Below are 18647 nucleotides of genomic sequence, written 5' to 3' on the forward strand. Positions count from 1 at the left end.
GGCCGTCGAAGCACCCTAGACAGCGGGCGGGACGGCGCGCAGCCGCTGGTGCCAGCCGCCGGGCCGAACGGGCCCGGACCGCCTGGCTCAGGCGTAACGCGAACGGCGCGCCGTCGGTGGGGGGCTCACGTCAGGACCCACGTCAGGACCCAGGGGAGGAGCCACGCCAGGACCCACGCCAGGACTCGCGGGGAGCGCCCCGGCCGCCGCGCCCGTAACCCGTTCGGCCGACCGGAGGTTGGGCCGGTCATGACTCTCCTCCACTTCCCCGGCCCGGCCGGCCCCCGCCCCCGCCCCGACGTCGACGTCGACGTCGACGTCGCGCCCTCGGCCCTCGCCGTCGAGCGGGCCGCCTTCGCCGCCCGCGCGCAGCCCGACCCGGAGCGGCGGGCCGAGGACGAGCGGGCGGAGGCGCTGGAGCGCGCCGAGCTCGCCGCCGCGCTGGAGGCGGCCGAGCGCGCGACCGAGCGGGCCGGTGCGTGGGTGGCCGAGTTGGCCACGCGCACCGGCAACCGGGACCTGACCGAGTTCGCGGCCGCCGTCCTCGCCTGTGGCCGGGACCTGGACCCGGAAGACGGCGAGAGCGGCGGGGTGCCAGCGGAGACCACGGTGGTGCTCGACGGCTTCGTCCTGCTCGGCGACGGGCTCGGCGTCCAGGAGGGCCTCGTCCTGGCGGCCGTCGGGGCGATCGCGCTCGCGATGCCGCGCACCATCACCTACGGATGCCCCGTCACCCAGCTGCCCCGACTCGCGGAGCGCCTCAACCAGGCCCTCGCCGCCGGCCGCACCACCATCGCCGGAGCACCCGGCGGCGACGGGCCTGGTGATGTGGCGTCATGACGGCGTGACATCCGGCCCTCCGCTCACCGCGTCCGGCGGGCGGAGGCGGGCGACCGCAGAGGTGGTGCCGACCAGGTCCGCGAGGCCCGCTTGGTGCCGCCGATCCTGGTGGTAGGCTGCCTGCGGCATCCAACAGCGCACACTGGGTGCCGAATTCGAGACCAGGCAAGTAGTCGCCATAGAAGACAAATTAGGATCAGTCAGTTGACAGATCCGCGGACGGCCCCGCTCTGGCTCCGAATACAGCGTCACACGCATTGAGGTTCTGAAGCGCTGGCAGATCTCAACCAGACCATCCTTGGGTGGTCAGGTTGAGGCTGCCCTTTGCTGCTCTGATCTGGCCATCCTTCCCGTTCGAAGGAAGATGCCCGTGAGCAGCCAGCAGTCCGCAACCCCACCGAACAGGCGCGTGTGGGTCCTCGTGGCGATCCTCGCCTCCCTCCTGGTGGCCGTCGTGGTCGGCATCCTCACCTCAGTGCAGGAGCACTCGATCAGCGCCGCCTTCCTCGCCGGGCTGGGCGCGTTCGGGACCGCCGTGGCGGTCTCGCTCGTCGTGTTCACAGCACTCGGCCTGACCTGACAGTGATGGGGCGCACCCCCAGGGTGCGCCCCTCTGCCTCTTCAGTACACCGGCGCCGCCCGCCGTGCCGGTCGTGGCACAACGGTGTCGTCCCCGGCGGGCCCGGCCTCGTCATCGAGGCCGGGCCCGGATGCCGGCGCCCTACGGTGCAGGCCGATGACCTCGCGGCTGCGGTCTGTTCCCAGCCGAGTCGGCCTGCGGAGCTGGCCGTTCAGGAGCGGTACTCAGATAGCTTGTGATCCGTTCACAGAACCGGCGCAGGTCATCGGACGGCCTGAGGTGGTGACCATTCTCGAAAACGTAGGTAAGCCATCGGTTTTTCCTCACTGCCACCTCAGGAACCCATTTTTCGAGTTCTCCAACTGGCACCGCGAAGATACCTCGGTCGGCGAGGGCCTCGAAGATCCTCCTGGTCGCCATGTAGGCCGGAGAACCGCTGAGGTGCGGGAGGCCCGCTTTCTTGAGGTTGGCCCAGCTGCTGGTGGCCTTGATCATACCTCTGATTTCGTCGATCTGTTTCTCGGTGAGTAGGGTGCCGTCCTTCGGGTCTCCGAGAACCTCAAGGATCCGCCTCTTTACCGCAGCAGCGGTAATCACGGTTTTCTCGTCACGCATGTTTCGGTCGAGGGTTTCGAAGTCAGCCGAAATTTTCTCCCAGTCTCCGCCTGCGGCAGAGAGGGCCGTTTTCAGTGTTTCCTTGTTATTGAGAAGGTCCAGGTCGGCGATCACTGCGACGGGTATTCCGCATTGGCGCAGCCTGGCTGCGGTGTCGGCGAGGAGGTGTTTGCCACTGGTGTGGAGGAATACCAGATTGTCGCTGGGGTGGTCGTCGCTCTTGAGCGCGTCGATGGTTGCGGCGTAGAACTGGCAGTCCCCGGCGGATTCTCCGAGCACGACGCCGTCGTGGAAAAGACCGGCAATGATGTTGGAGTAGCGCAGCATGGGGGTTCGGAGGATGCTGGCGACGTCTTCGGGGTCCAGTTGGTTCGCGCGGGGGCCTGCTGGTGTACGGGTGAGTCGGACGAGGGCTACCGGTTTGGTGGTGGCTTCGAGGACGCCGCTGAGGAAGTCGGCGCTGTGGGTGGCGACGAACACCTGGCACGGGGAGGGGGTGCGCTCAGCGAGGATGCGGCCGAGGAGCCGTGCCTGTGGTGGGTGGAGGAAGGCTTCGGGCTCGTCTATGACGATGACGGGCGTGGGCCGCACGAGCGTGTGGAGGAGGAGGTTGATGAAGCTGCGGAAGCCGTCGCCCTGGTCCGCGACTCCAGGCAGGGCCCTGTAGGTGTCCCAGTACTCATAGGAGGCAGGGTCCGCGTCGGCGGGGAGTTCCGGGTCGCCGATAGTGAGCCGAAGGCCCTGCTCGTCGAGGCGGTTCATCGAGATCGGGGTGCCGAAGGCACTCTCGATCAGTCGGGAGAACTCCGCGAGCGCCGACGGCGCGGTCCTGAGGTACTGGGTGGGGTGGGACGGCGGGTTCAGCCGGTTCAACTGGCTGGAGCTCGTCTGGTCCTGCAGCCGGTCGCCGGTCCACTGCGTCGACAACAGCTGAGAAGCGATCTGTCCGTAGGTACGGCTGTTCCAGCACGCCGTCAGCATGTGCTCTGGGGTTCCCATTTCGGTCATCGGGGTGACATGGCGGCTTTGCAGAGGATAGGCAGGCTCACTACCCGGCCGGACGCGGGGCACCATTCCGACGCTGTGTAGATATTGAAGGAAATCCTCTGCTGTCCCCTCGGCCTCGATTTCCATTTGGCTCAGCCACTGGGACGTGGCGGCCGGTCCGGGGTAGCTGGCAAGATGGCCGGCGATTTCTCCCAGCAACCGGGACTTACCGCTGTTGTTAGGGCCGATGAATACCGTCATCCCGTTGGCCGGGGCGGAGACGACGGTGCCGTCGGTGAGGTTCATCTTGTCGACGCGGAACGAGAACGCCACGGTTGATCCCTTGTTCATGGTTCATGAGGGGGCGCCACGGTACCGCGAGACCCTGACTGTCCGGCAGGGGTTTCTAAGGTCAGCGGGCGGGGTTCTGGTCAGGGGGTGTCGCCGGCCCAGTCCCAGCGGGCCGGGTCGGCGGCGCGGGGTTCGTAGTGGGCGCGGCCGCCGGCGCCGTACTTGCCGATCTCGGTGGCCAGCGCGGCGCCGTCGCCGAGCCGGTCGGCGTCCCAGCCGGTGACGTCCAGGAGGAGGCCGTCGAGCGGGCCGCCGACGAGCTCGCGGTACACATGGCCGTGTCGGGGGCCGGGGTCGGGGTCGTCGTGGTCGGCGCCGTAGACCCGGCCCCGCAGCAGTGCCTCGTCGTCCATGCCGTCCAGCCTCCCAGCCGGCACCGACACCGCGCGGGCGAATCCGGGCACTGCCGGGGTCACCACCAGGCCGGTTCGAGCCCGGCGCCCTGGCCGCCGTGGCCCTGGTCCTGGCCGGCGGGCCAGGGAGCGGCGGCGTGCCCGGACCGTCGGCCCGCTCCCCGGTTTGGAGGCGGGCCGTTCCGGCCGGGGCCGCTCAGAGGTCCTGGACGTGGGCGTGGTGGACGATGCGGGCAGCCAGTTCCGGGGTGTCGTGGACGGCGGCCTGCTGGGTGGCCGGGTCTCCGAGGAAGTAGCCCTCGTGCACGGCGACCCAGCCGCTGCTGCCGTCGAGGCCGCGCTCGACCCAGCCCACCGGGTAGCCCTCACCGAGGACCACCATGACGTCGGGCTGCACCGTCCAGCCCGAGAGCACCCAGTTGTAGCCGAAGGTCGCCGGGTCGAGGGGGATGTGGACGTCCCTGCTGCGGGGCAGGCCGCGCCGTAGCGGGTCTCGCGGCACCGCGACCGTTCCCGGCTCGGGCATACGTGGGCCGATCCATCCCTCGGTCCGGGGTGCCGGGCGGTCGGCGTCCGGGGTACGGGCGGCAGTGACCGGCGGGGTGGTCCGCCCGCCGCGCACCGCCTCCAGTGCCGGGCCCTGGTCGCGGAAGGTGTGGGCCCTGCCGGTGTCGTCGAGGATCGGTTCGGTGCGGCCGTCGGCCAGGAGCAGCACCGCGATCCAGCCGCCCCCTCCCCGCGGCCCCTGGCGGAGCGGTGCGGCCCAGCCGGCCCGCACACCGTGCTGGTGCAGCTGGCGTATCCCGGCGGTCTCCGGTGCCGACCAGGACGTCGCCGTCCAGCCCGGGCCGAAGGAGTAGGTGAGGTCATCTGTGCGGTCCGGCGGGCCGAAGCGGCGCACCGGATCGGCGGTGGCGCGCAGCACCGCGTCGGGCTGTAGCTCGGTGTCGTCGGGGTGGGGGACTGTGGCGGTCGGGGTCGGCCGGGCGGGCACGCGCCGGGACGTGCTGCTGGTGAGGGGGTTTTCTCCCCGGGGAGCAGCGGGAGCGGGGGTGGTCGTTTCCGGGGTGGGCGTGGTTTCTCCCCGGGGGGCAACCTGGGTCGGAAGGTCGCTGCCGGGGGTGACCTGTCTCGTGGTCGTTTCATCCCGGGGCGATCCGTTCGTCGGCCCGCTCGGCGTCTGCGGGTCCGTGGTGGCCGGGGGCGGGACAACCGCGGCGGCCGGCGCCGCGCCGATGGTCTTGGGGGCGGGTCCGAGAGCGGTCGCGGTTTCACCCCGGGGTGATTGGTGCGGCCCTGTGGCGGGTTGTTTCGCCTCGGGGAGGAAGGCGGAGTGCTCGGTGCGCAGTTGCTCCACCAACTCGTGGTGGCGCTGCGTCACGAAGTGGGCGGAGTGCAGGACGTCAGTGAGGGCTTGGCGGGCAAGGGCCGGATCGCCGTCCCGGGCGGCGCGATCGAGCTGGAGCAGCAGCCGGCGGTCGGCCCGCGCCAGCTCCTCGCCCAGGCCAAGGAGCTCGGCCGCCACCGGGTCGTCGACCGGGCCGTCGAGAGGGCCGGTTTCCTCCCGGGGCGATTCGGCCGCTCTGAGGTCTGCTTTCAGCTGCTGGATCTTCTCGGCCTCCCGGTCCCGCTCGGCCTTCTTCGAGCACGCCTTGGAGCAGTACTTCTTCGGTCTGCCCGATCCCTTGGAGGGCGGGAGCTCGGTACCGCACTTCACGCAGACCGGCCCGCCGAACAGCATCGGCTCGACCGCCACCATATTTACCCCCGGGGAGAAACTCATGCCCGGATGCTACGCCCCGTGATCACTGCCATTTCGCCCCGGGGCAATGCGGGAGGGCGGCGGGTGCTCCGCAAGCCGGGAACGCTCATGCGCAGCGGACCCTGCACAGCGAGAGCCGACGGGCTGCGTGGCGCGGCACCGGGTCCGGCAAGGCGACCCCAGAGAGGGGTCAGGTGTTCCAGGCCGGCTTCGCTATGGTTCGCCCGTGACGTGGAAGAACGAGATGGGCCTTGGCGACCTGATAGCCCTGGCGGCCATCCTGCTGGCGATGTGGCAACTCGTGACCTCGCGGAAGGATCTTGTCTCCGAGCGGCGAGCGGACTTCTACCTGGGCGAGCTGATGACCATCTCGACAGCCATGGGACCGACGCCCGAGGATTTCATCAAGACCAGAGATCTGGCGCTGCGCTTGGCCGTGCTGCCCCCGCACTATCTGCCGCTGATGCGGGAACTGGCCGCAGATCAGACCGGGGCCGTGCTGACTCGGGTAAATCAAGATATGCATGCCGGGGTTGGCGGTCCGGCCCAGAGCTGGCAGGACTACCTGCGAGCCCGCTTCATGGACGAAGTGGAAACCGCCGTCGCCGATGTGCTTGAGACCACGCACAGGCCCGGGTTGTGGCGACGGGCATGGAACCGAGTACGGAGTTGGGTGTAGCCGCCCCGTCTCCCTCTAGTGTCCGTCGCCTCCGCTTCAGCGGCCCCGCCTACATCCGGCCGAGGCCGTTCGCTATAGGGCCAACTGTCCGGTGTGGGGCCTGGTCGGCAGGTCCGGCCGCGAACGCGCGAAGGCTGTCCGGCCCGCTTTCAGGGTGGGCCGGACAGCCTTCTCTCAGACCGTCATCTGGGGCCTGATTCTGCTACATGGGGCCGGGCCCCACGCCGAGGCCAGCCTTGGCGGCCGCGAGCAGCAGCTGCGCGAGCAGCGGGGGCAGCACGGCCACGAACAGGTCGCGCCAGGACATCTTATGGGGCACGGGCTTGGCGACGGGTATGGTGTGCTCCGTCTCGCGGCGTTTGCGGCGACGATTCGCCAAGACAACCTCCGGTGGCCGATGGTGCGGTGTCGGGGCGGGATCAGGGCGGTCACACGGATCAGTCCGGGCGTCCCGGGGCAGGCGTCACCGGTGGCCGGCGAGTTCTTCGAGCCGACTGGCCAGGCCGGGTCCGGGGCGGCGGGCGATGCCGTCGATGTCGGCCCCGGCCTCGTCGTTGTCCTCGACCAGGCGGCCGACTTCCCGGGCGAGCGAGGCGGCGGGCTTGGAGTTCTCGGCGGTGCGCCAGGGCCCCATCACGGTGGGCAGGGTCCGGTAGTAGCCGGGCATCGGCGGCAGACCGGGGGCGGCGCCGTGGCCGTCGGCGGCCTGGCAGGCCTGGGCCAGCCACCACTGGGCCTCGTCGAGCTCACCCGCCCCGAGGTGCTGGAGGTAGAGGGCGAAGGCGGCGCGCTGGTCGCCGGCACCGGCGGCGATCCGCCACCAGAACGCCGCGCTGACGGGGTGTCCGGCCAGGTGGAGCAGGCAGCCGAAGATCCGCGCACCCTCGATCTCGATGTCCGCGTCGACCCAGCTGTCGAAGACGACGGCGTGAGCACGGCTCTCCTCGTGGGCGAAGCGGGCGAGCATGGCGGAGGCCTTGGGGCTGCAGACCGCGTCGCGGGACAGGGAGTCCAGGCCGAGGCGGGCGCCGTCGTAGTCGCGCCACCACTCCGGCTCCTCGTAGAGGCCGGCCCGGTGGCGGGCCACGTCGGCGGCGATCGCGCGCAGGGCCTGCGCGAAGCCGGGGCCGCCCGGGGCCTCGCCGGCCGGGACGGCGCTGTCGCGCTCGGCGAGGACCAGGTCGAGCGCGACGTCGGCCCGGCCTCCGCCGGCGAGGTAGTGGACCGGCCAGGCGTGCGTGCCGGCGCCGTCGTCGGCGAGGATCTCCAGGTCCTGCTCGTACTCGGCGAACGGTCCAGGGACGTGGGCGTGGGCTTCCGGGGGACCGGCGATGGGCTCGTTCACCGGCGTGCTCCTCTGCGGGTCGGGCGGGCGGACTTCAGGACACGCGCGGGGCGCAGCCCCTCCTCCAGTTGGGCGAGGGCGCGCTTGAGGTTGCGGTCCACGGTGCTGGGGTGCGTACCCAGGAACCAGGCGATGAAGAACGTCGACCTCTTCGCCGCCCGGAGGATGACGATGTCGAACTGGCGGGGGGTGAGCCTGCCGAGCTGCTCGAAGAGGCCGGTCTGGACGCGGCCGTCGTCGTCGACGGTGTAGAAGTCGGGCAGGGCGGCGCGCATCTGCGCGAGCATGACGCGCAGGCGTTCGAGACGGGCGAGGAGTTCGGGGTCGCTCTCGCGGCGGCGGACCTCGAAGCGCAGGGCGTGGCAGAGCAGGCCCCAGGCGGTGACCACGACGTCGGGGCCGGCCAGGAGCTGGGGCCAGTGGGTCGCGATCTGGACGAGGACCTGGTGGACGACCTTCTCGGCGGCCGCCCGGTCCCCGAGGATCTCCTCGGCGACCCGCAGGTAGCGGCCGCGGTAGGTCAGGGTGAACGCCTCGTAGTCGATGGGCAGGTTCACCGGCAGGTCCACGGCGGGCGTGGCCGACTGCCCGGCGTCCGGGTCACGGGCGGGCTCCGGGCCTATGGCGCGCAGTTCCTCGCTCATCAGGCCCCCCACGGGCGGCCCGGGCCCGGGCGCCCGGAGCGGTGCCCGGTGGACGGAGGGGGGTGTTCCTCTCTGCGCTCGGGTGCGGGTCGAATGTAGGTGCGGTTCATAGGGAGTTGTCCTTGCTTGTCGCAATCTGGCGAGGTGTTGCCCCGCCGGCGCCACGTTGTGGCCTGCCGACAGTCAAGCGGTCGACGTCTCCCGTTCACGCACCCCGACCGAACTAATTTCACTCAAAGATCACTGGTGGACACGGAGAGCAACTGGCGCGAGCGGCGCACCCCTCCCGGAAATACGTTCCGGCTGATCGCACCCCAGCGCCCCCCGCTGACAGTTGACTCACAGTCAACTACCCTCCGTCACGAAATGTGACGGAGGTCACTCCCCACTTCCGGTCAGGCGCTGCGTACCGGGACGACCCACGAGCGCGGAAGCGGTCAGACCCGATCCCCCGCGCCCCGCGGCCCGTCATCCCCGGCCCGGCACCACCCCCGTGGCCCGCCGTCGTCGCCGTCGGCAGGCCGGGGACGACGGCCCGTGGCCGGGCCGGGTTCCCCTCCCGTCCCCTCCGTCAGCTACCGCGCCGCCGCAGGGCCCTGACGCCGAGGTCGTAGGCCATGGAGCCGAGAGCGAGGACGACCAGCGGCCACACCAGCGGGGAGTCCGGCGGCACCGTGCCCGACAGCAGCGCGCCGCCAACCGAGCCGGTGCCGGCCATCGCGGTGCAGGTCGGCGCGGCCGGCACGCGCAGCAGCAGGCCGCGCTCCGCCTCCGGGGCGGGCGGGCGGCGGCTCATCGGGTCGCCTCCGCGGCGGCGAGGGCGCGCTCGGTGTGCCGGTCGCCGAGGCGGCCGAGCTTGCGGCGGACCCGGTCCCCGTAGGCGGCGGGCAGGCCGAGGTCGAGGGCGGCGTCGGCCCAGGTGGCCTTGCGGGAGGCCCAGAGGTTGGCGATGGCGGCCTCCGTCGTGTCCAGGCCGCAGAGCACGGCGTCGACCCGGGGGTCCGTGAAGTCGTGGTCCAGGGCGAGAGCGCCGGGGGCGGGCTTGTCCGGATACACGTCCCGGACCGTCACGCCGTCGCGGTTCGGCGTCTCCAGCAGCCACACCCGCTTACCCTTGCTCGCGCGGACGGTGCCGTCGGGTGCTCGCCGATGGAAGCCGCCGAGCCGGTGCTCCCACAGCTCCGTCCATCGTTGGCGCTCGGTGGCGGTGTAGGCGCGCAGGATCCTCAGCAGCTCCGGGTCGGTCAGGTAGCCGCCCAGGCGGTCGACCCAGTCGTCGAGCAGCCCGCTGATCACCGCATCCCGCCACTCCTCGGCCTTCCGGTGACCGAGGACATTGCGGGTGAAGTCGTCGACGGCCGCGTAGTCGCCCACGATCGCGGCCCACCGGGCCGCGAGGGCCGCCAGGAGCATCTCCTTCGTCGGCGGCTCCACCTCGAACGCGATGAACCCGAAGCTGGCGTGCCTCAGCAGGTTCGGCCCGTTGAGGATGAACTCGACCTTCCGGTAGGTCCAGGCGATCTCGAAGGGGCCGGCCGGGATGAAGAACATGCCGGGGCCGCCCAGCAGCAGCGGGGTCGCGATCTCGCTGGCAACCTGGCCGCTGGCCTCGGTTCCCATCTCGGGCTCCATGCACTTCACGGCTCGGCCGGGCCAGCCGGTGGGCTCGGCGAGCGCGGCGAGTCCGGCCGGAAGGGCGCAGGACTGGCTCGTCGTGGTCATCTCTTCTCGTTCCTCCGTATTCCGGGGAGGTTCCCCCACCCTCTGGGGACGGCGATGGGCGGATCCGGCAAAGATCTTGAAGATTTTTTTGTGACTTGGATCACATATCAGAATCGGTGCTGCCACCCCCGCTCGCGGTGTCCGCTGAACGTCCGATGGAGTGCTGATGGTTCGTCTGATACCACCGTCCCCGCAGCGGCCGCCAGGACCTTCTCCGCGACCCACGCGGCCGCCATGCTGTTATCCCGCCCAGCAGCCGTACGCACGGGCCACCCGTTCCACCTGCGGATCCAGCTGTCGGACCGGCCCGCCCAACGGCTGGCCCGTCCCGCCTCAGGAACCGGTGGCGCTGACCGTCGCGGGCAGCCATCCGACCGTCCTGGAGGGTGCCGTGCTCGCCCCTCCGTCCCCGTCCGGCAGCAGCAGGTGCACCTCGCGCGGCCGCCCTGCCCGGCCTCTCCCCGTGCAACGGGCGGCGACTGTCCGGGACTCCAGGGCCCCGTGGCCGTCCCCGAGTCCGCTCCAGACCGATTCGCTCACCGTCAGGCGCAGCTGGGCGGTGCCGGGCCAGGGGAGGGGGGTGAGGAGGGTGGTGCCGGTGGTGCGCAGGCGTTGTTCGAGGCGGGCGAGCTGGCGCGGTGCGGGGGTGCTGGTGGGTTTGAGGATGATCGTGTCGCAGGCGTCGGCGAGGACGGAGGCGGTCTCGGCCCAGTGGTCGCCGGGTTCGTCGGCCAGCAGGGTGCGCTCCCAGGGGAGGCCGTAGGCGCGGGCGGCGGCGAGTCCGAGGTCGGGCCAGCCGATGATCGCGGTCCAGAGGGTGTCGGACGCGGCGGCCGGGCCAGCCGCGGTCGCGAGGAGCAGGGCGGTGTCGAGGACCTCGACGACGGCGCCCTTGGGCAGGCGGCCGTCCGGCAGGAGCGGTTCCAGAGCGGGCAGGACCGGCCGGGTGGCGGCTTCGACGCGAGCGCGGCGGGCCTGCGGGCTGGTCTCCTCCAGCATGGCCGCCAGCCGCTCTCCGCGCTCCGGTCCGGCCGGTGCGGGTACGGCGGCGATCCGGCCGCTCACCGGTCCGCCCCGGCGGAGGAGGGCTGTGCGGCCGGCTCGGGTACGACGGCCTCGCCCGGCGAGGCGTCCCGCGCTTCGTCGGGGATCGGGCGCACCGTGGCCGGGTCGGCGACCACCCAGGCGGCCTGGCGGTCCTCGCCCCAGCGCGCGTGGACGATCCACGGCAGGTCGGGCGCGGGACGGCGCCGCTCGGTGACCACTCCGGAGCGCCAGCGGCCATCCACGCGGACCCAGGCCAGGCGCCAGCAGCGGCCGGAGTCGTCCGCGGCGGGCGCGCCGATCATCTCCGACGGCACCGTGACGGCGTCCTTCGGCAGGACGGGGGCCGCGGGTTCGGACAGCGGGCGGATCGTGGCCTCGTCGAACAGCAGCCAGGCCCATTCCTCCTTGCCCGGGCCCGGCCCGTCCGGGCCCCAGCGGACGTGGGCGACCCAGCCGGTGCCGGCGGGCGGGCGCCGCCAGACGCTCAGCAGCGCGGGCCTCCATCCGCCGCCGAGCCGGACCTCGACCAGGTGCCAGCGCCGCACGTCGTGGTGCAGCCCAGGCAGCGTCATCAGTTCCCGGGGCGCCCGCACGGCGTCGCCCGGCTGCGCGCCGGGCTGGTGCGGGCGGCTGGAGAACGGGACAGCGGCGGTCATACCCTCATTATTCGAGCATGTGTTCGAGTGATCAAGCGTCAGCCACCCCGATGCCGCCAGGCACCGGCTGTGCCGGATCGCGATGGGTGTCACTTGAGCATGCAGACTGCCACCAAGGTCGTCCGGGGTTCGCATCCGCCGTGAGCCGTGACGCGGTAGTTGGAACTTGGTCACGGTTGTTGGAACCGGAGCGGCCAGCACTGGAATCGATCTTGAGCTTTGACTGTGCCCCAAATGATCAGATGCCCGCCGCCGGGACCTGATAGAACCGGGCCCAGTGGCACCTGGGCCACGAAGCTCTGGGGGTGGCATGTCGGGACCGGCGGTTGGACTGTGGCTCTTCGAACCACGCGGGTTCGCGGACATCCTGGCCGATGTGGTCCCGTGGTTGGAGACCTTCTGCGAGCCGGTGGAGACCAAGGCCGACGGCGACGTGGACTTCTGGGTGCGAGACGGTTCCGTCCTGGGCCTGCCGGCCTTCGACCCGGCTGGCGTCGGCGTGTTCTTCCTGTCGGAGGACGAGGAGATACCTGCCGAGGACGAGGACTACTCGGCGTTCTCGCGTCCACCGGTGCAGGGGCTGGTAGTCGGTGCCGGATGCTCGGGCCCGGTGAACCACATGCTGCTCGGCCACCTGGTGCTCGCTCTCGCCCGCCGTCTCGATGCACCGGTCGACTTCGACGGCCTCCTGAGCAGCCGCCCCGCCGAAGGAGACGACACGAGGAACGAGGCAGTCCTGACCCGGGCGAGAGCACTGGCGTCAGTTCTCCCGGGAAGGCTCTCGGAGGTCTCCTATGACACCTGGGGCGGGGGCCGGTGGCTTCGACACGTCGGAGATGCGGCGTTTCTGGAAGCCTGGCTGCAACATCCAGACTTCCACCTGGTCAAGTAGCGCCTCAGTGTCGAACTGCTTTTCAGACCTGGTTCCAACATGAATGGCAATCCGCCGCCGGTTGCAAGAAGCGTGACCAGGTGGTTCCAACAAGCGTGTCCCGCAAGGTCGGAATCGCCAGGTCAGCACACCACCCTGGTTCCAACTATCGTGTCCCGGCTCACGCCGCGTCGAGGGCGCGATGTCGATGCCGCACCCGCGGGAGGAGCGTGGGCAGGACGATGGGGTGGCGCTCTGCGTTGCTGGGCGCAGAGCGCCGGAGGCCGCCCCCGCGCTCGGCGACCTCGGCCCCGTCCCGGTCCGACCACCACCCGCGCCCGGAGCCGGTCACCGGGCGAATCACCACGCACGGCCCCGGTGTTGCCACCGAACAGCCCTCGCCCCCGAGGGGGAACTGCCAGACTGTCGATCATGACTTCCGACCGGCGCCCGCTGTGGCGCCCATCCCCCGAAACCCCGGCCGAACCCGCCCAGGTGTCGCCGGAGGCCCGGCTGACCGCAGTGGAACGGGCCCAGGTCCCGCTGCCCCCCGCGGGCGGCCCCGTACAGCCGCCCGTGCGCGGCGCCCGCCGGCCGCTCGGCCCCGGCGGCCTGGTCGCCAGCGCCGACGCCGACGCCTGACGGCCCGGAACCAGCACAGGGCCGGGACAGCCTCTGCTGTCCCGGCCCTGACGGTGCGTGCCGGCCACCCGCCTGTCCGGGCCCGGCGGTCCTCGCCGCACACGGCGGCGCCCGACACCGGGCAAGCCGGCCCCGTGAAACGGCCGGGTCCGGCCACGGCCCCGGGGGGCCGGACACGCTCTGTCCTGCGGCACCGCCGACCGGCTCTCCCACAGCGCCGTTGCCCGCTCCCCTCCAACCGCCCACCCCTGCCGGGTTCCTGTGGTAGGTAGAGGGGACACCAGCAAGGAGGCCCACTTGACGACCGCTCCGGCCGCGACGCCGCCCACCCGGGACCCCGACCAGCTCTGGCGGGTGACCGTCGACGCGGCGTACGTCCCCTACACCAGCTGGACGTACGACGACACCAACGAGCCCTGGGCCCTGCACGGCGAGAAGGTGCTGCGGTGCCGCTGCGGGAACCAGCGGCTGCTCGCCCACGGCAGGTGGGCCGACGAGCTGGAACTGCTCTGCGGCGCCTGCGGGATCCGGCACCCGTTCACCGGCGACAGCGGCGTCGCCGCCATGCGGCAGGTGATCACCGCAGCGGCCAGCACGGGAACGGCGCCCTGCTCCGGCCGGGCCGCGGACGTCGTCGCCCGGACGCAGGCCTGCTTCACCGACGGGGCCTGGGCTCCCACCCTGAACGCGGACCACGCCGCCGCCCGACTCATCGTCCGCGACGCCGACGCCGCCGACGGGTCGCTCACCGCGAGGGTCCTGTCAGGGGCCATCGGGTACGCCGTCCCGTGGCGCCGCCACCACACCCGCACCTGGGTCGACACTGTGGCGTACGCCTACGCGGCGCTGCTTCGGCCCGGTGAGGGCGAGCCCGCGGAGGCAGGACCGGCCCTGCTCGGCCTCGCCCGCACCGTGGCCGGACTCGACCGCCGCCAGCTGCCGGAGGGACCCCCCGCCCACGAGCTGCTCTCCTTCGGGTGACCGCGCGATCCGCGCCCCGACGGCACGAGGCCGGGACGCACGGGACGGACCGCCTGTAGCGTGCACGCATGCTGACGGTGATGAGCCAGAACATCCAGTACGGGCCGGACGCCCGCCGGTGGGACGGGATCATCGACGTGATCCGCCAGATCGGCCCCCAGCTGCTGCTCCTCCAGGAAGCCGACCACCTCCAGGACCCCGGCCGGGCCGCTGCCGCCCGCGCGGCGCTCGGCATGGAGCTGTACGTCGCGCCCTCGCGCAGCGGCCGTCCGGTCGCCGTCGCCTGGGACCCCGCGCACCTGCGGGTCGAGGACGTCGAGGCCCGGTACGCCGGCGACCTGCATCACGGGTACGCCGCCGCCCGGATCGCCGCCTGGGGCATCGCCGCCCACCTGCCCGCCCCGCTCGTCGCCGTCAGCGCCCACCTCATCCCCTACTCCACCCAGCAGGCCGCCGTCGAGGCCCAGATCCTCGCCGCCCGCGTCTACCGCCACGGCGGCATCGGCCTGATCGCCGGAGACGTCAACCACCCCACGTTCGATGACCCGGAGATCGACTGGACCAAGGTCAAGCCCTACAACCGGGCCTCCCGCTGCCTCCCCCGCGAGCACCCCGACGACCCCTGGGTCAGCAACCGCGCCGTCGGCCGGGTGCTGCGCGACGCCGACCTCACCGACGTCGCCGCCCACCTCGCCGACGCCCGACGGGACCCCGCTCTGCGGCGGGCCACCGGCAAGCACGGCGGCCTGCGCGTCGACCAGATCCACGTGACCCCGGCGCTCACCCCGGCCGCCGTGGACTACAGGGTGATCGAGCACGACCACAGCGACCACCTGGCCGTCGTCGCCACGCTCGACCTCACCCGGGTCGACCGCGGCCAGCTCGTCGACTTCACCTGACGCCGGCCGGACCGTCCACCGCCCCGTCGCCGCGCCGCCGCGCCGACGCGGCTACTCGACGTCGAAGAGCGAGCGCAGGATCTCGCGGACCTGCGCGGCGTCGGCGCCCGGAGGGATGGTGCGCACGCTGTCCGGGTTCGATTCGATCATGGCGATCGCCCGGGCGTCGGCCGGCAGGAGGCCGAGGAACCAGGCCGCGGTGTCGGCCCACAGGTCGGCGTCGCCGTCGTCCAGGATCAGGTGGCCGCGCGCGAAGTAGCTGCCGCGCCGGCTCGCCCCGTCGAGGTCGACCTGGAAGGTGACGTAGTCCTTCCCGCTGGCGGGCGCCTGTTCCTGCCAGGCCCGCAGGTCGGGGAAGCGGGCACGGAGGTGGTCCTCGGCGTCCTGCGGCGCCAGCGCCCAGGTGGTCCCTGGAGCCGCCGCAAGGTGGATGGTGTCCATCAGCCCTCCTCGGGCTCCGGCGCGGGCATGGTGACGACGCGGACGTTGCTCTTCACATGGTGCTTGGCCAGCAGGTACTGCCAGTAGCCCACCGTCGCCGGATCGGGTGTGTCGACCTCAAGGTACTGGGCGTGGTTCGCCGGGTTGTCGATGGCGCCCTGGTAGCGGGCGAGCTCGTCCTCGTCCTTGTCCAGCACGAGCCCGGTCTTGAAGTCGTCCTCCTGCAGGCCCTTCAGCGACCGCGGGCTGCAGCCCGTCTTGCGGACGTTCTTCGCGTCGATGAGCGCGCCGTCGGCCGGCCGGTATCCGTCCGCCCAGACCTCCTTGCCGTCCGCGCCCTGCGCCCGCCGCTCGGGCCGGCCCGCCGTGTACACCTGGTAGGCGCGGTCCTCCGCCGTCCCGTAGTTCGGCGCCCGCTCCGGCAGCCCCTCGATCCACGTCCTGGCCGCCATCTGCTGCGCCCCGTCGTAGAGCGGGTAGGGCGGCGGCTTGGGCGGGGGGATCGGCCCGACGAGCGGGTTGGCGAGCGGCCCCTGCCCGCCGGCCGCCCCGGTCCCGTCGCCCGCGGGCTGCTGGCCCCCCGGGTCGGACGGCGTGGCCGCGCCCGCCGAGTCGACGCCCGTCACGGCCGGCACCGCGCTCACTGCGGCGGTCGTCCCGGCGAGCACCACCAGGCGCGACGCCATGGAGGAGACGACCGCCTCGGCCTCCGCGACCGCCGCGGCCGCGGCCAGCTCCGCCTCCGCCGCGGCGAGCGCCTCGGCGGCCAGCGCGGCGTCCGCGGCCAGGGCCGCGTCGGCGGCCGCCGCGGCCGCGTCCGAGGCACCGAACGTGAAGAACGTGAGGACCACCCCGGCCGTGGTGACGACCCCGGCGGCGACCCCGAGCCCGATCAGCGTGTCCTGGCACGACTCGATCGCCTGCGCGTACTGCTCGCAGATCGCCTGCAGCTCCCGGCAGGCCGCCGAGATGTTCACCATCAACGGCTGCGACGCCGCCACCGCGGTGCCGCCCGGCGGGCACGGGTCGAACACCGTCGCCGCGTACGACGCGAAGCCCTCGAACGCCGCACCGGTGCACCTCTCCATCACCCCGGCGGCGTGCCGGCCCGCGTTGCGCTGCGCCGTGTCGACGACCGAGGCGCACTGCGCCCACACCTGGGCCGCGCCGCGCAGGCGCTTCGGGTCGCCCTGGGGCCAGAACTTGCCGATCACCGGGATCTCGTGGACCTCCTTCGAGCCGGTGACCATCGGCAGGCTGTTGTGCGCCTGGCTCTCGTCGCACTGCTGGGCGCCCTTGGCCAGCGGCGCCGACGTGTTGATCTTCCCGGTGAACGCGGCGGCCACCGAGTCCTGGACGGCCAGGTAGCCGGCGGCCATCGTCAGCAGGCGGCTGGAGATCGTCGCCATGCCCTGCCCTGCCGTCCCGATCGCCTTCACCACGATCTTGGCCGCCGGCTCGTACTTCTTCGCGAAGTTGTGGGCGATCGTGTCGTCACCGGCCATCCCCGCCGAGGACGCCAGGTCGCCCGCCACCCCCGAGGCGATGCCGAAGACGAAGTCCTTCGACCCGAGGAACTGCACCGACGCCCGGAACACCACGTCCGGATCGACCTCGAACCCTCCCCCTTGCGCCGCGTCACCCAACCGCTCGCTCCTCCCCCACGACGGCTCCCAACCCTTTCCCGCCTACCCCGCCAGGCCGAGGCAGCAACCCCTTGGCCCCGGGACGACGGCCCCACCTGCCGCGGACCGCCCCGCCGGAGGAGAACCACACACCCCTATGCCGCCCTACGGGTCCCTGCCCCCTCGATCCCGAAGACCGGCCCCGCCCCGGGCCTGGACAGCCCGCCGGGCACCGACACTGCCCTGGCAAGTACCCCAGCGACGGCAGAACTCGTGAACATCACCTGTCCGTGGTTCGGGGCGCCTCCCAAACTCGTGAACAAATGACGTCACCACTCGGTGATCAAAGCCACCCTCGGGGCTGAACGCCTGCGTGGTTTGTGAGCAAGAGCCCTTCTGCCGAGCCCGGCCGGTTGCCGGGAATCCCGGATCTCACGGCATTCACCGTGGCACGCTCTGGTGGGTTGTCAGGCAAGTAGGGGGAGACCGGTGACCGACTGGCTTCTGCGGGTCAACTACAGGCTCAGCCGCCGCGTGCGACACACGGCGCACAAGGTGACGCGTGAGCGCGTCGAGCAGTTGGAGCGGTCGCTCCGGCTCGCCGGGCACGCGGGGCCGGTACCGAACGCGATACGGCGGGCGCTGTGGGAGGGCGCCTACGGCTGGCGCAAGTTCGGGTGGAACCTGCTTCGGTGCGCGCTCGCGCTGCTCGTCCTCTCCGGGGTCTCCAAGGGGTCGATGGGCCTTGCCCGGCTGGTCTTCCCACCCGCCGTCCCAGTGGTGCTTGTCGTCGTCCAGATCATCGACATCACCGTCGTCTGCGTGGTGTTCGGCAGCATATTGATCAGCAGCAGCCCTGTGGGGTGGTTCGGGGTCGCGAGCCGATTCGTACCGGTCAACAACATCGCGGGCGTGGTGAACGCCTGCGGGGCCGTGCTGGCGGCCGGCCCCAGAACCCGGCCGAACCACCTCACGAGGGTTCCGATGGAGCTGCGCTTCGCCGAGCAGCAGATCCTCAAGATGTACCGCCGACGGAGAACGACCCCATGGCGCTCCCACCGTTGGCCGCAGCTGAGGGCACACGCCAGGCTCGTCGCAGCGCGACTGAGGGTGGCGGAGGCCAGGTTCGACACCGACGCCGAGAGCGCCGCGAAGGAGCTCGTCGGCCTCCTGGTCGAGATCGCGGACAACTACGTCGCCAGCCGAGTGGGCGCCCTGCTCCCGGAAGAGGAACTCAAGGAGCTCCAGCCGGTCCGGGACCGCCTCGCGCAGGCGCTGCTCTGGTTCCGCTCCATGACCCGCCTCATCGCCGCGACCCTCATAGTGGCGGCGTTCGCCGGAGCCGGGATCTGGGTGGCGTCCCGCTTCGGGGTACCTCCTGCCATCGCCGCCCTGCCAGCCGTCGCCCTGGCCAGCGTGCTCACTCCCGCCCTGGTGTCGGTCGTGACCCCGCAACCGAAGTAACCGCCCGCCACGGGGCGAGGAACCATCGCTACGCCCGTTGGATCGACAAGCCTTCAGAACTCCTGTGCGGGATTCCAGGCCCACCGAATGGAAAGGAACAGCACCATGGCCGGCCGAGGGACGGCCGCCACTTCGGAGGGGAA

General features: G+C 71.9%; 19 protein-coding genes. 8 read left to right on the top strand and 11 right to left on the bottom strand.

What is annotated here, in order from left to right; translation table 11 throughout:
- Positions 1-249: 249 nt before the first annotated feature.
- Both ACFVXH_RS39495 and ACFVXH_RS39500 read left to right on the top strand, forming a co-directional pair.
- Positions 250-840: a hypothetical protein gene (locus ACFVXH_RS39495; protein ID WP_387831001.1), complete on the top strand. Its 591-nt coding sequence runs from the start codon at positions 250-252 to the stop codon at positions 838-840.
- A gap of 370 nt (positions 841-1210) precedes the next feature.
- Complete coding sequence (locus tag ACFVXH_RS39500) at positions 1211-1420, top strand: hypothetical protein (RefSeq protein ID WP_387831003.1); 210 nt, start codon at positions 1211-1213, stop codon at positions 1418-1420.
- Between the two features lie 141 nt (positions 1421-1561).
- Here the strand turns inward: ACFVXH_RS39500 and ACFVXH_RS39505 are convergent, their stop codons facing one another.
- The 3 genes from ACFVXH_RS39505 to ACFVXH_RS39515 form a co-directional block, all read right to left on the bottom strand.
- Positions 1562-3355 (bottom strand): ATP-dependent endonuclease, encoded by a 1794-nt coding sequence (locus ACFVXH_RS39505; protein ID WP_387831005.1) that lies wholly within the window; start codon positions 3353-3355, stop codon positions 1562-1564.
- 98 nt (positions 3356-3453) lie between these two features.
- The gene (locus ACFVXH_RS39510; RefSeq protein WP_387831007.1) at positions 3454-3726 is read right to left on the bottom strand and encodes a hypothetical protein; all 273 of its coding nucleotides are present in this window, start codon (positions 3724-3726) and stop codon (positions 3454-3456) included.
- Positions 3727-3922: 196 nt separating this feature from the next.
- Entirely contained in the window at positions 3923-5509 is a 1587-nt protein-coding gene (locus ACFVXH_RS39515) for a hypothetical protein (protein WP_387831008.1), read from the bottom strand.
- Positions 5510-5714: 205 nt separating this feature from the next.
- Here ACFVXH_RS39515 and ACFVXH_RS39520 point away from each other — a divergent pair, with 205 nt between their 5' ends.
- Entirely contained in the window at positions 5715-6167 is a 453-nt protein-coding gene (locus tag ACFVXH_RS39520; RefSeq protein ID WP_387831009.1) for a hypothetical protein, read from the top strand.
- A gap of 463 nt (positions 6168-6630) precedes the next feature.
- On the opposite strand, the gene ACFVXH_RS39525 is transcribed toward ACFVXH_RS39520, so the two are convergent.
- The 6 genes from ACFVXH_RS39525 to ACFVXH_RS39550 form a co-directional block, all read right to left on the bottom strand.
- Positions 6631-7512 (bottom strand): hypothetical protein, encoded by an 882-nt coding sequence (locus ACFVXH_RS39525; RefSeq protein ID WP_387831010.1) that lies wholly within the window; start codon positions 7510-7512, stop codon positions 6631-6633.
- Positions 7509-8156, bottom strand: a complete 648-nt coding sequence (locus tag ACFVXH_RS39530; RefSeq protein WP_387831011.1) for an RNA polymerase sigma factor — start codon at positions 8154-8156, stop codon at positions 7509-7511. The genes ACFVXH_RS39525 and ACFVXH_RS39530 overlap by 4 nt, the downstream gene beginning before the upstream one ends.
- 571 nt (positions 8157-8727) lie before the next feature.
- Positions 8728-8952 (bottom strand): hypothetical protein, encoded by a 225-nt coding sequence (locus ACFVXH_RS39535; RefSeq protein WP_387831012.1) that lies wholly within the window; start codon positions 8950-8952, stop codon positions 8728-8730.
- Complete coding sequence (locus ACFVXH_RS39540) at positions 8949-9878, bottom strand: hypothetical protein (RefSeq protein ID WP_387831013.1); 930 nt, start codon at positions 9876-9878, stop codon at positions 8949-8951. Before ACFVXH_RS39540 ends, ACFVXH_RS39535 begins: the two co-directional genes overlap by 4 nt.
- A gap of 333 nt (positions 9879-10211) precedes the next feature.
- A complete protein-coding gene (locus ACFVXH_RS39545; RefSeq protein ID WP_074006203.1) occupies positions 10212-10943 on the bottom strand; it encodes a hypothetical protein in 732 nt (243 codons plus the stop codon).
- Positions 10940-11581 (bottom strand): hypothetical protein, encoded by a 642-nt coding sequence (locus ACFVXH_RS39550; protein ID WP_387831014.1) that lies wholly within the window; start codon positions 11579-11581, stop codon positions 10940-10942. The genes ACFVXH_RS39545 and ACFVXH_RS39550 overlap by 4 nt, the downstream gene beginning before the upstream one ends.
- A 310-nt stretch (positions 11582-11891) precedes the next feature.
- Here ACFVXH_RS39550 and ACFVXH_RS39555 point away from each other — a divergent pair, with 310 nt between their 5' ends.
- The 4 genes from ACFVXH_RS39555 (at position 11892) to ACFVXH_RS39570 (ending at position 14974) form a co-directional block, all read left to right on the top strand.
- Entirely contained in the window at positions 11892-12473 is a 582-nt protein-coding gene (locus tag ACFVXH_RS39555) for a DUF6368 family protein (protein ID WP_387831015.1), read from the top strand.
- 411 nt (positions 12474-12884) lie between these two features.
- A complete protein-coding gene (locus ACFVXH_RS39560) occupies positions 12885-13094 on the top strand; it encodes a hypothetical protein (RefSeq protein WP_387831016.1) in 210 nt (69 codons plus the stop codon).
- Positions 13095-13391: 297 nt separating this feature from the next.
- A complete protein-coding gene (locus ACFVXH_RS39565; RefSeq protein WP_387831017.1) occupies positions 13392-14075 on the top strand; it encodes a hypothetical protein in 684 nt (227 codons plus the stop codon).
- Between the two features lie 68 nt (positions 14076-14143).
- Positions 14144-14974 (top strand): hypothetical protein, encoded by an 831-nt coding sequence (locus ACFVXH_RS39570; protein ID WP_387831018.1) that lies wholly within the window; start codon positions 14144-14146, stop codon positions 14972-14974.
- A gap of 51 nt (positions 14975-15025) precedes the next feature.
- Here ACFVXH_RS39570 and ACFVXH_RS39575 read toward each other — a convergent pair whose 3' ends face one another.
- Positions 15026-15415, bottom strand: coding sequence for a hypothetical protein (locus ACFVXH_RS39575; RefSeq protein WP_387831019.1), 390 nt, complete (start codon positions 15413-15415; stop codon positions 15026-15028).
- On the bottom strand, positions 15415-17061 hold the full coding sequence (locus ACFVXH_RS39580; protein ID WP_387831020.1) for a restriction endonuclease fold toxin-2 domain-containing protein: 1647 nt from the start codon (positions 17059-17061) through the stop codon (positions 15415-15417). Before ACFVXH_RS39580 ends, ACFVXH_RS39575 begins: the two co-directional genes overlap by 1 nt.
- Before the next feature lie 468 nt (positions 17062-17529).
- Between ACFVXH_RS39580 and ACFVXH_RS39585 the strand changes: the two genes are divergently transcribed.
- Positions 17530-18504: a hypothetical protein gene (locus ACFVXH_RS39585; protein ID WP_387831021.1), complete on the top strand. Its 975-nt coding sequence runs from the start codon at positions 17530-17532 to the stop codon at positions 18502-18504.
- The last annotated feature ends 143 nt before the right edge of the window (positions 18505-18647 follow it).

The sequence above is a fragment of the Kitasatospora sp. NPDC058184 genome (assembly GCF_042883725.1).
Lineage (GTDB): Bacteria > Actinomycetota > Actinomycetes > Streptomycetales > Streptomycetaceae > Kitasatospora.

Excerpts from the sequence above, each read along its gene's own strand:
- ACFVXH_RS39510 (WP_387831007.1), bottom strand. The coding sequence starts at position 3,726 with ATGGACGACGAGGCACTGCTGCGGGGCCGGGTCTACGGCGCCGACCAC.
- ACFVXH_RS39515 (WP_387831008.1), bottom strand. The coding sequence starts at position 5,509 with ATGAGTTTCTCCCCGGGGGTAAATATGGTGGCGGTCGAGCCGATGCTG.
- ACFVXH_RS39540 (WP_387831013.1), bottom strand. The coding sequence starts at position 9,878 with ATGACCACGACGAGCCAGTCCTGCGCCCTTCCGGCCGGACTCGCCGCG.
- ACFVXH_RS39560 (WP_387831016.1), top strand. The coding sequence starts at position 12,885 with ATGACTTCCGACCGGCGCCCGCTGTGGCGCCCATCCCCCGAAACCCCG.
- ACFVXH_RS39550 (WP_387831014.1), bottom strand. The coding sequence starts at position 11,581 with ATGACCGCCGCTGTCCCGTTCTCCAGCCGCCCGCACCAGCCCGGCGCG.
- ACFVXH_RS39575 (WP_387831019.1), bottom strand. The coding sequence starts at position 15,415 with ATGGACACCATCCACCTTGCGGCGGCTCCAGGGACCACCTGGGCGCTG.
- ACFVXH_RS39535 (WP_387831012.1), bottom strand. The coding sequence starts at position 8,952 with ATGAGCCGCCGCCCGCCCGCCCCGGAGGCGGAGCGCGGCCTGCTGCTG.
- ACFVXH_RS39495 (WP_387831001.1), top strand. The coding sequence starts at position 250 with ATGACTCTCCTCCACTTCCCCGGCCCGGCCGGCCCCCGCCCCCGCCCC.
- ACFVXH_RS39530 (WP_387831011.1), bottom strand. The coding sequence starts at position 8,156 with ATGAGCGAGGAACTGCGCGCCATAGGCCCGGAGCCCGCCCGTGACCCG.
- ACFVXH_RS39570 (WP_387831018.1), top strand. The coding sequence starts at position 14,144 with ATGCTGACGGTGATGAGCCAGAACATCCAGTACGGGCCGGACGCCCGC.
- ACFVXH_RS39555 (WP_387831015.1), top strand. The coding sequence starts at position 11,892 with ATGTCGGGACCGGCGGTTGGACTGTGGCTCTTCGAACCACGCGGGTTC.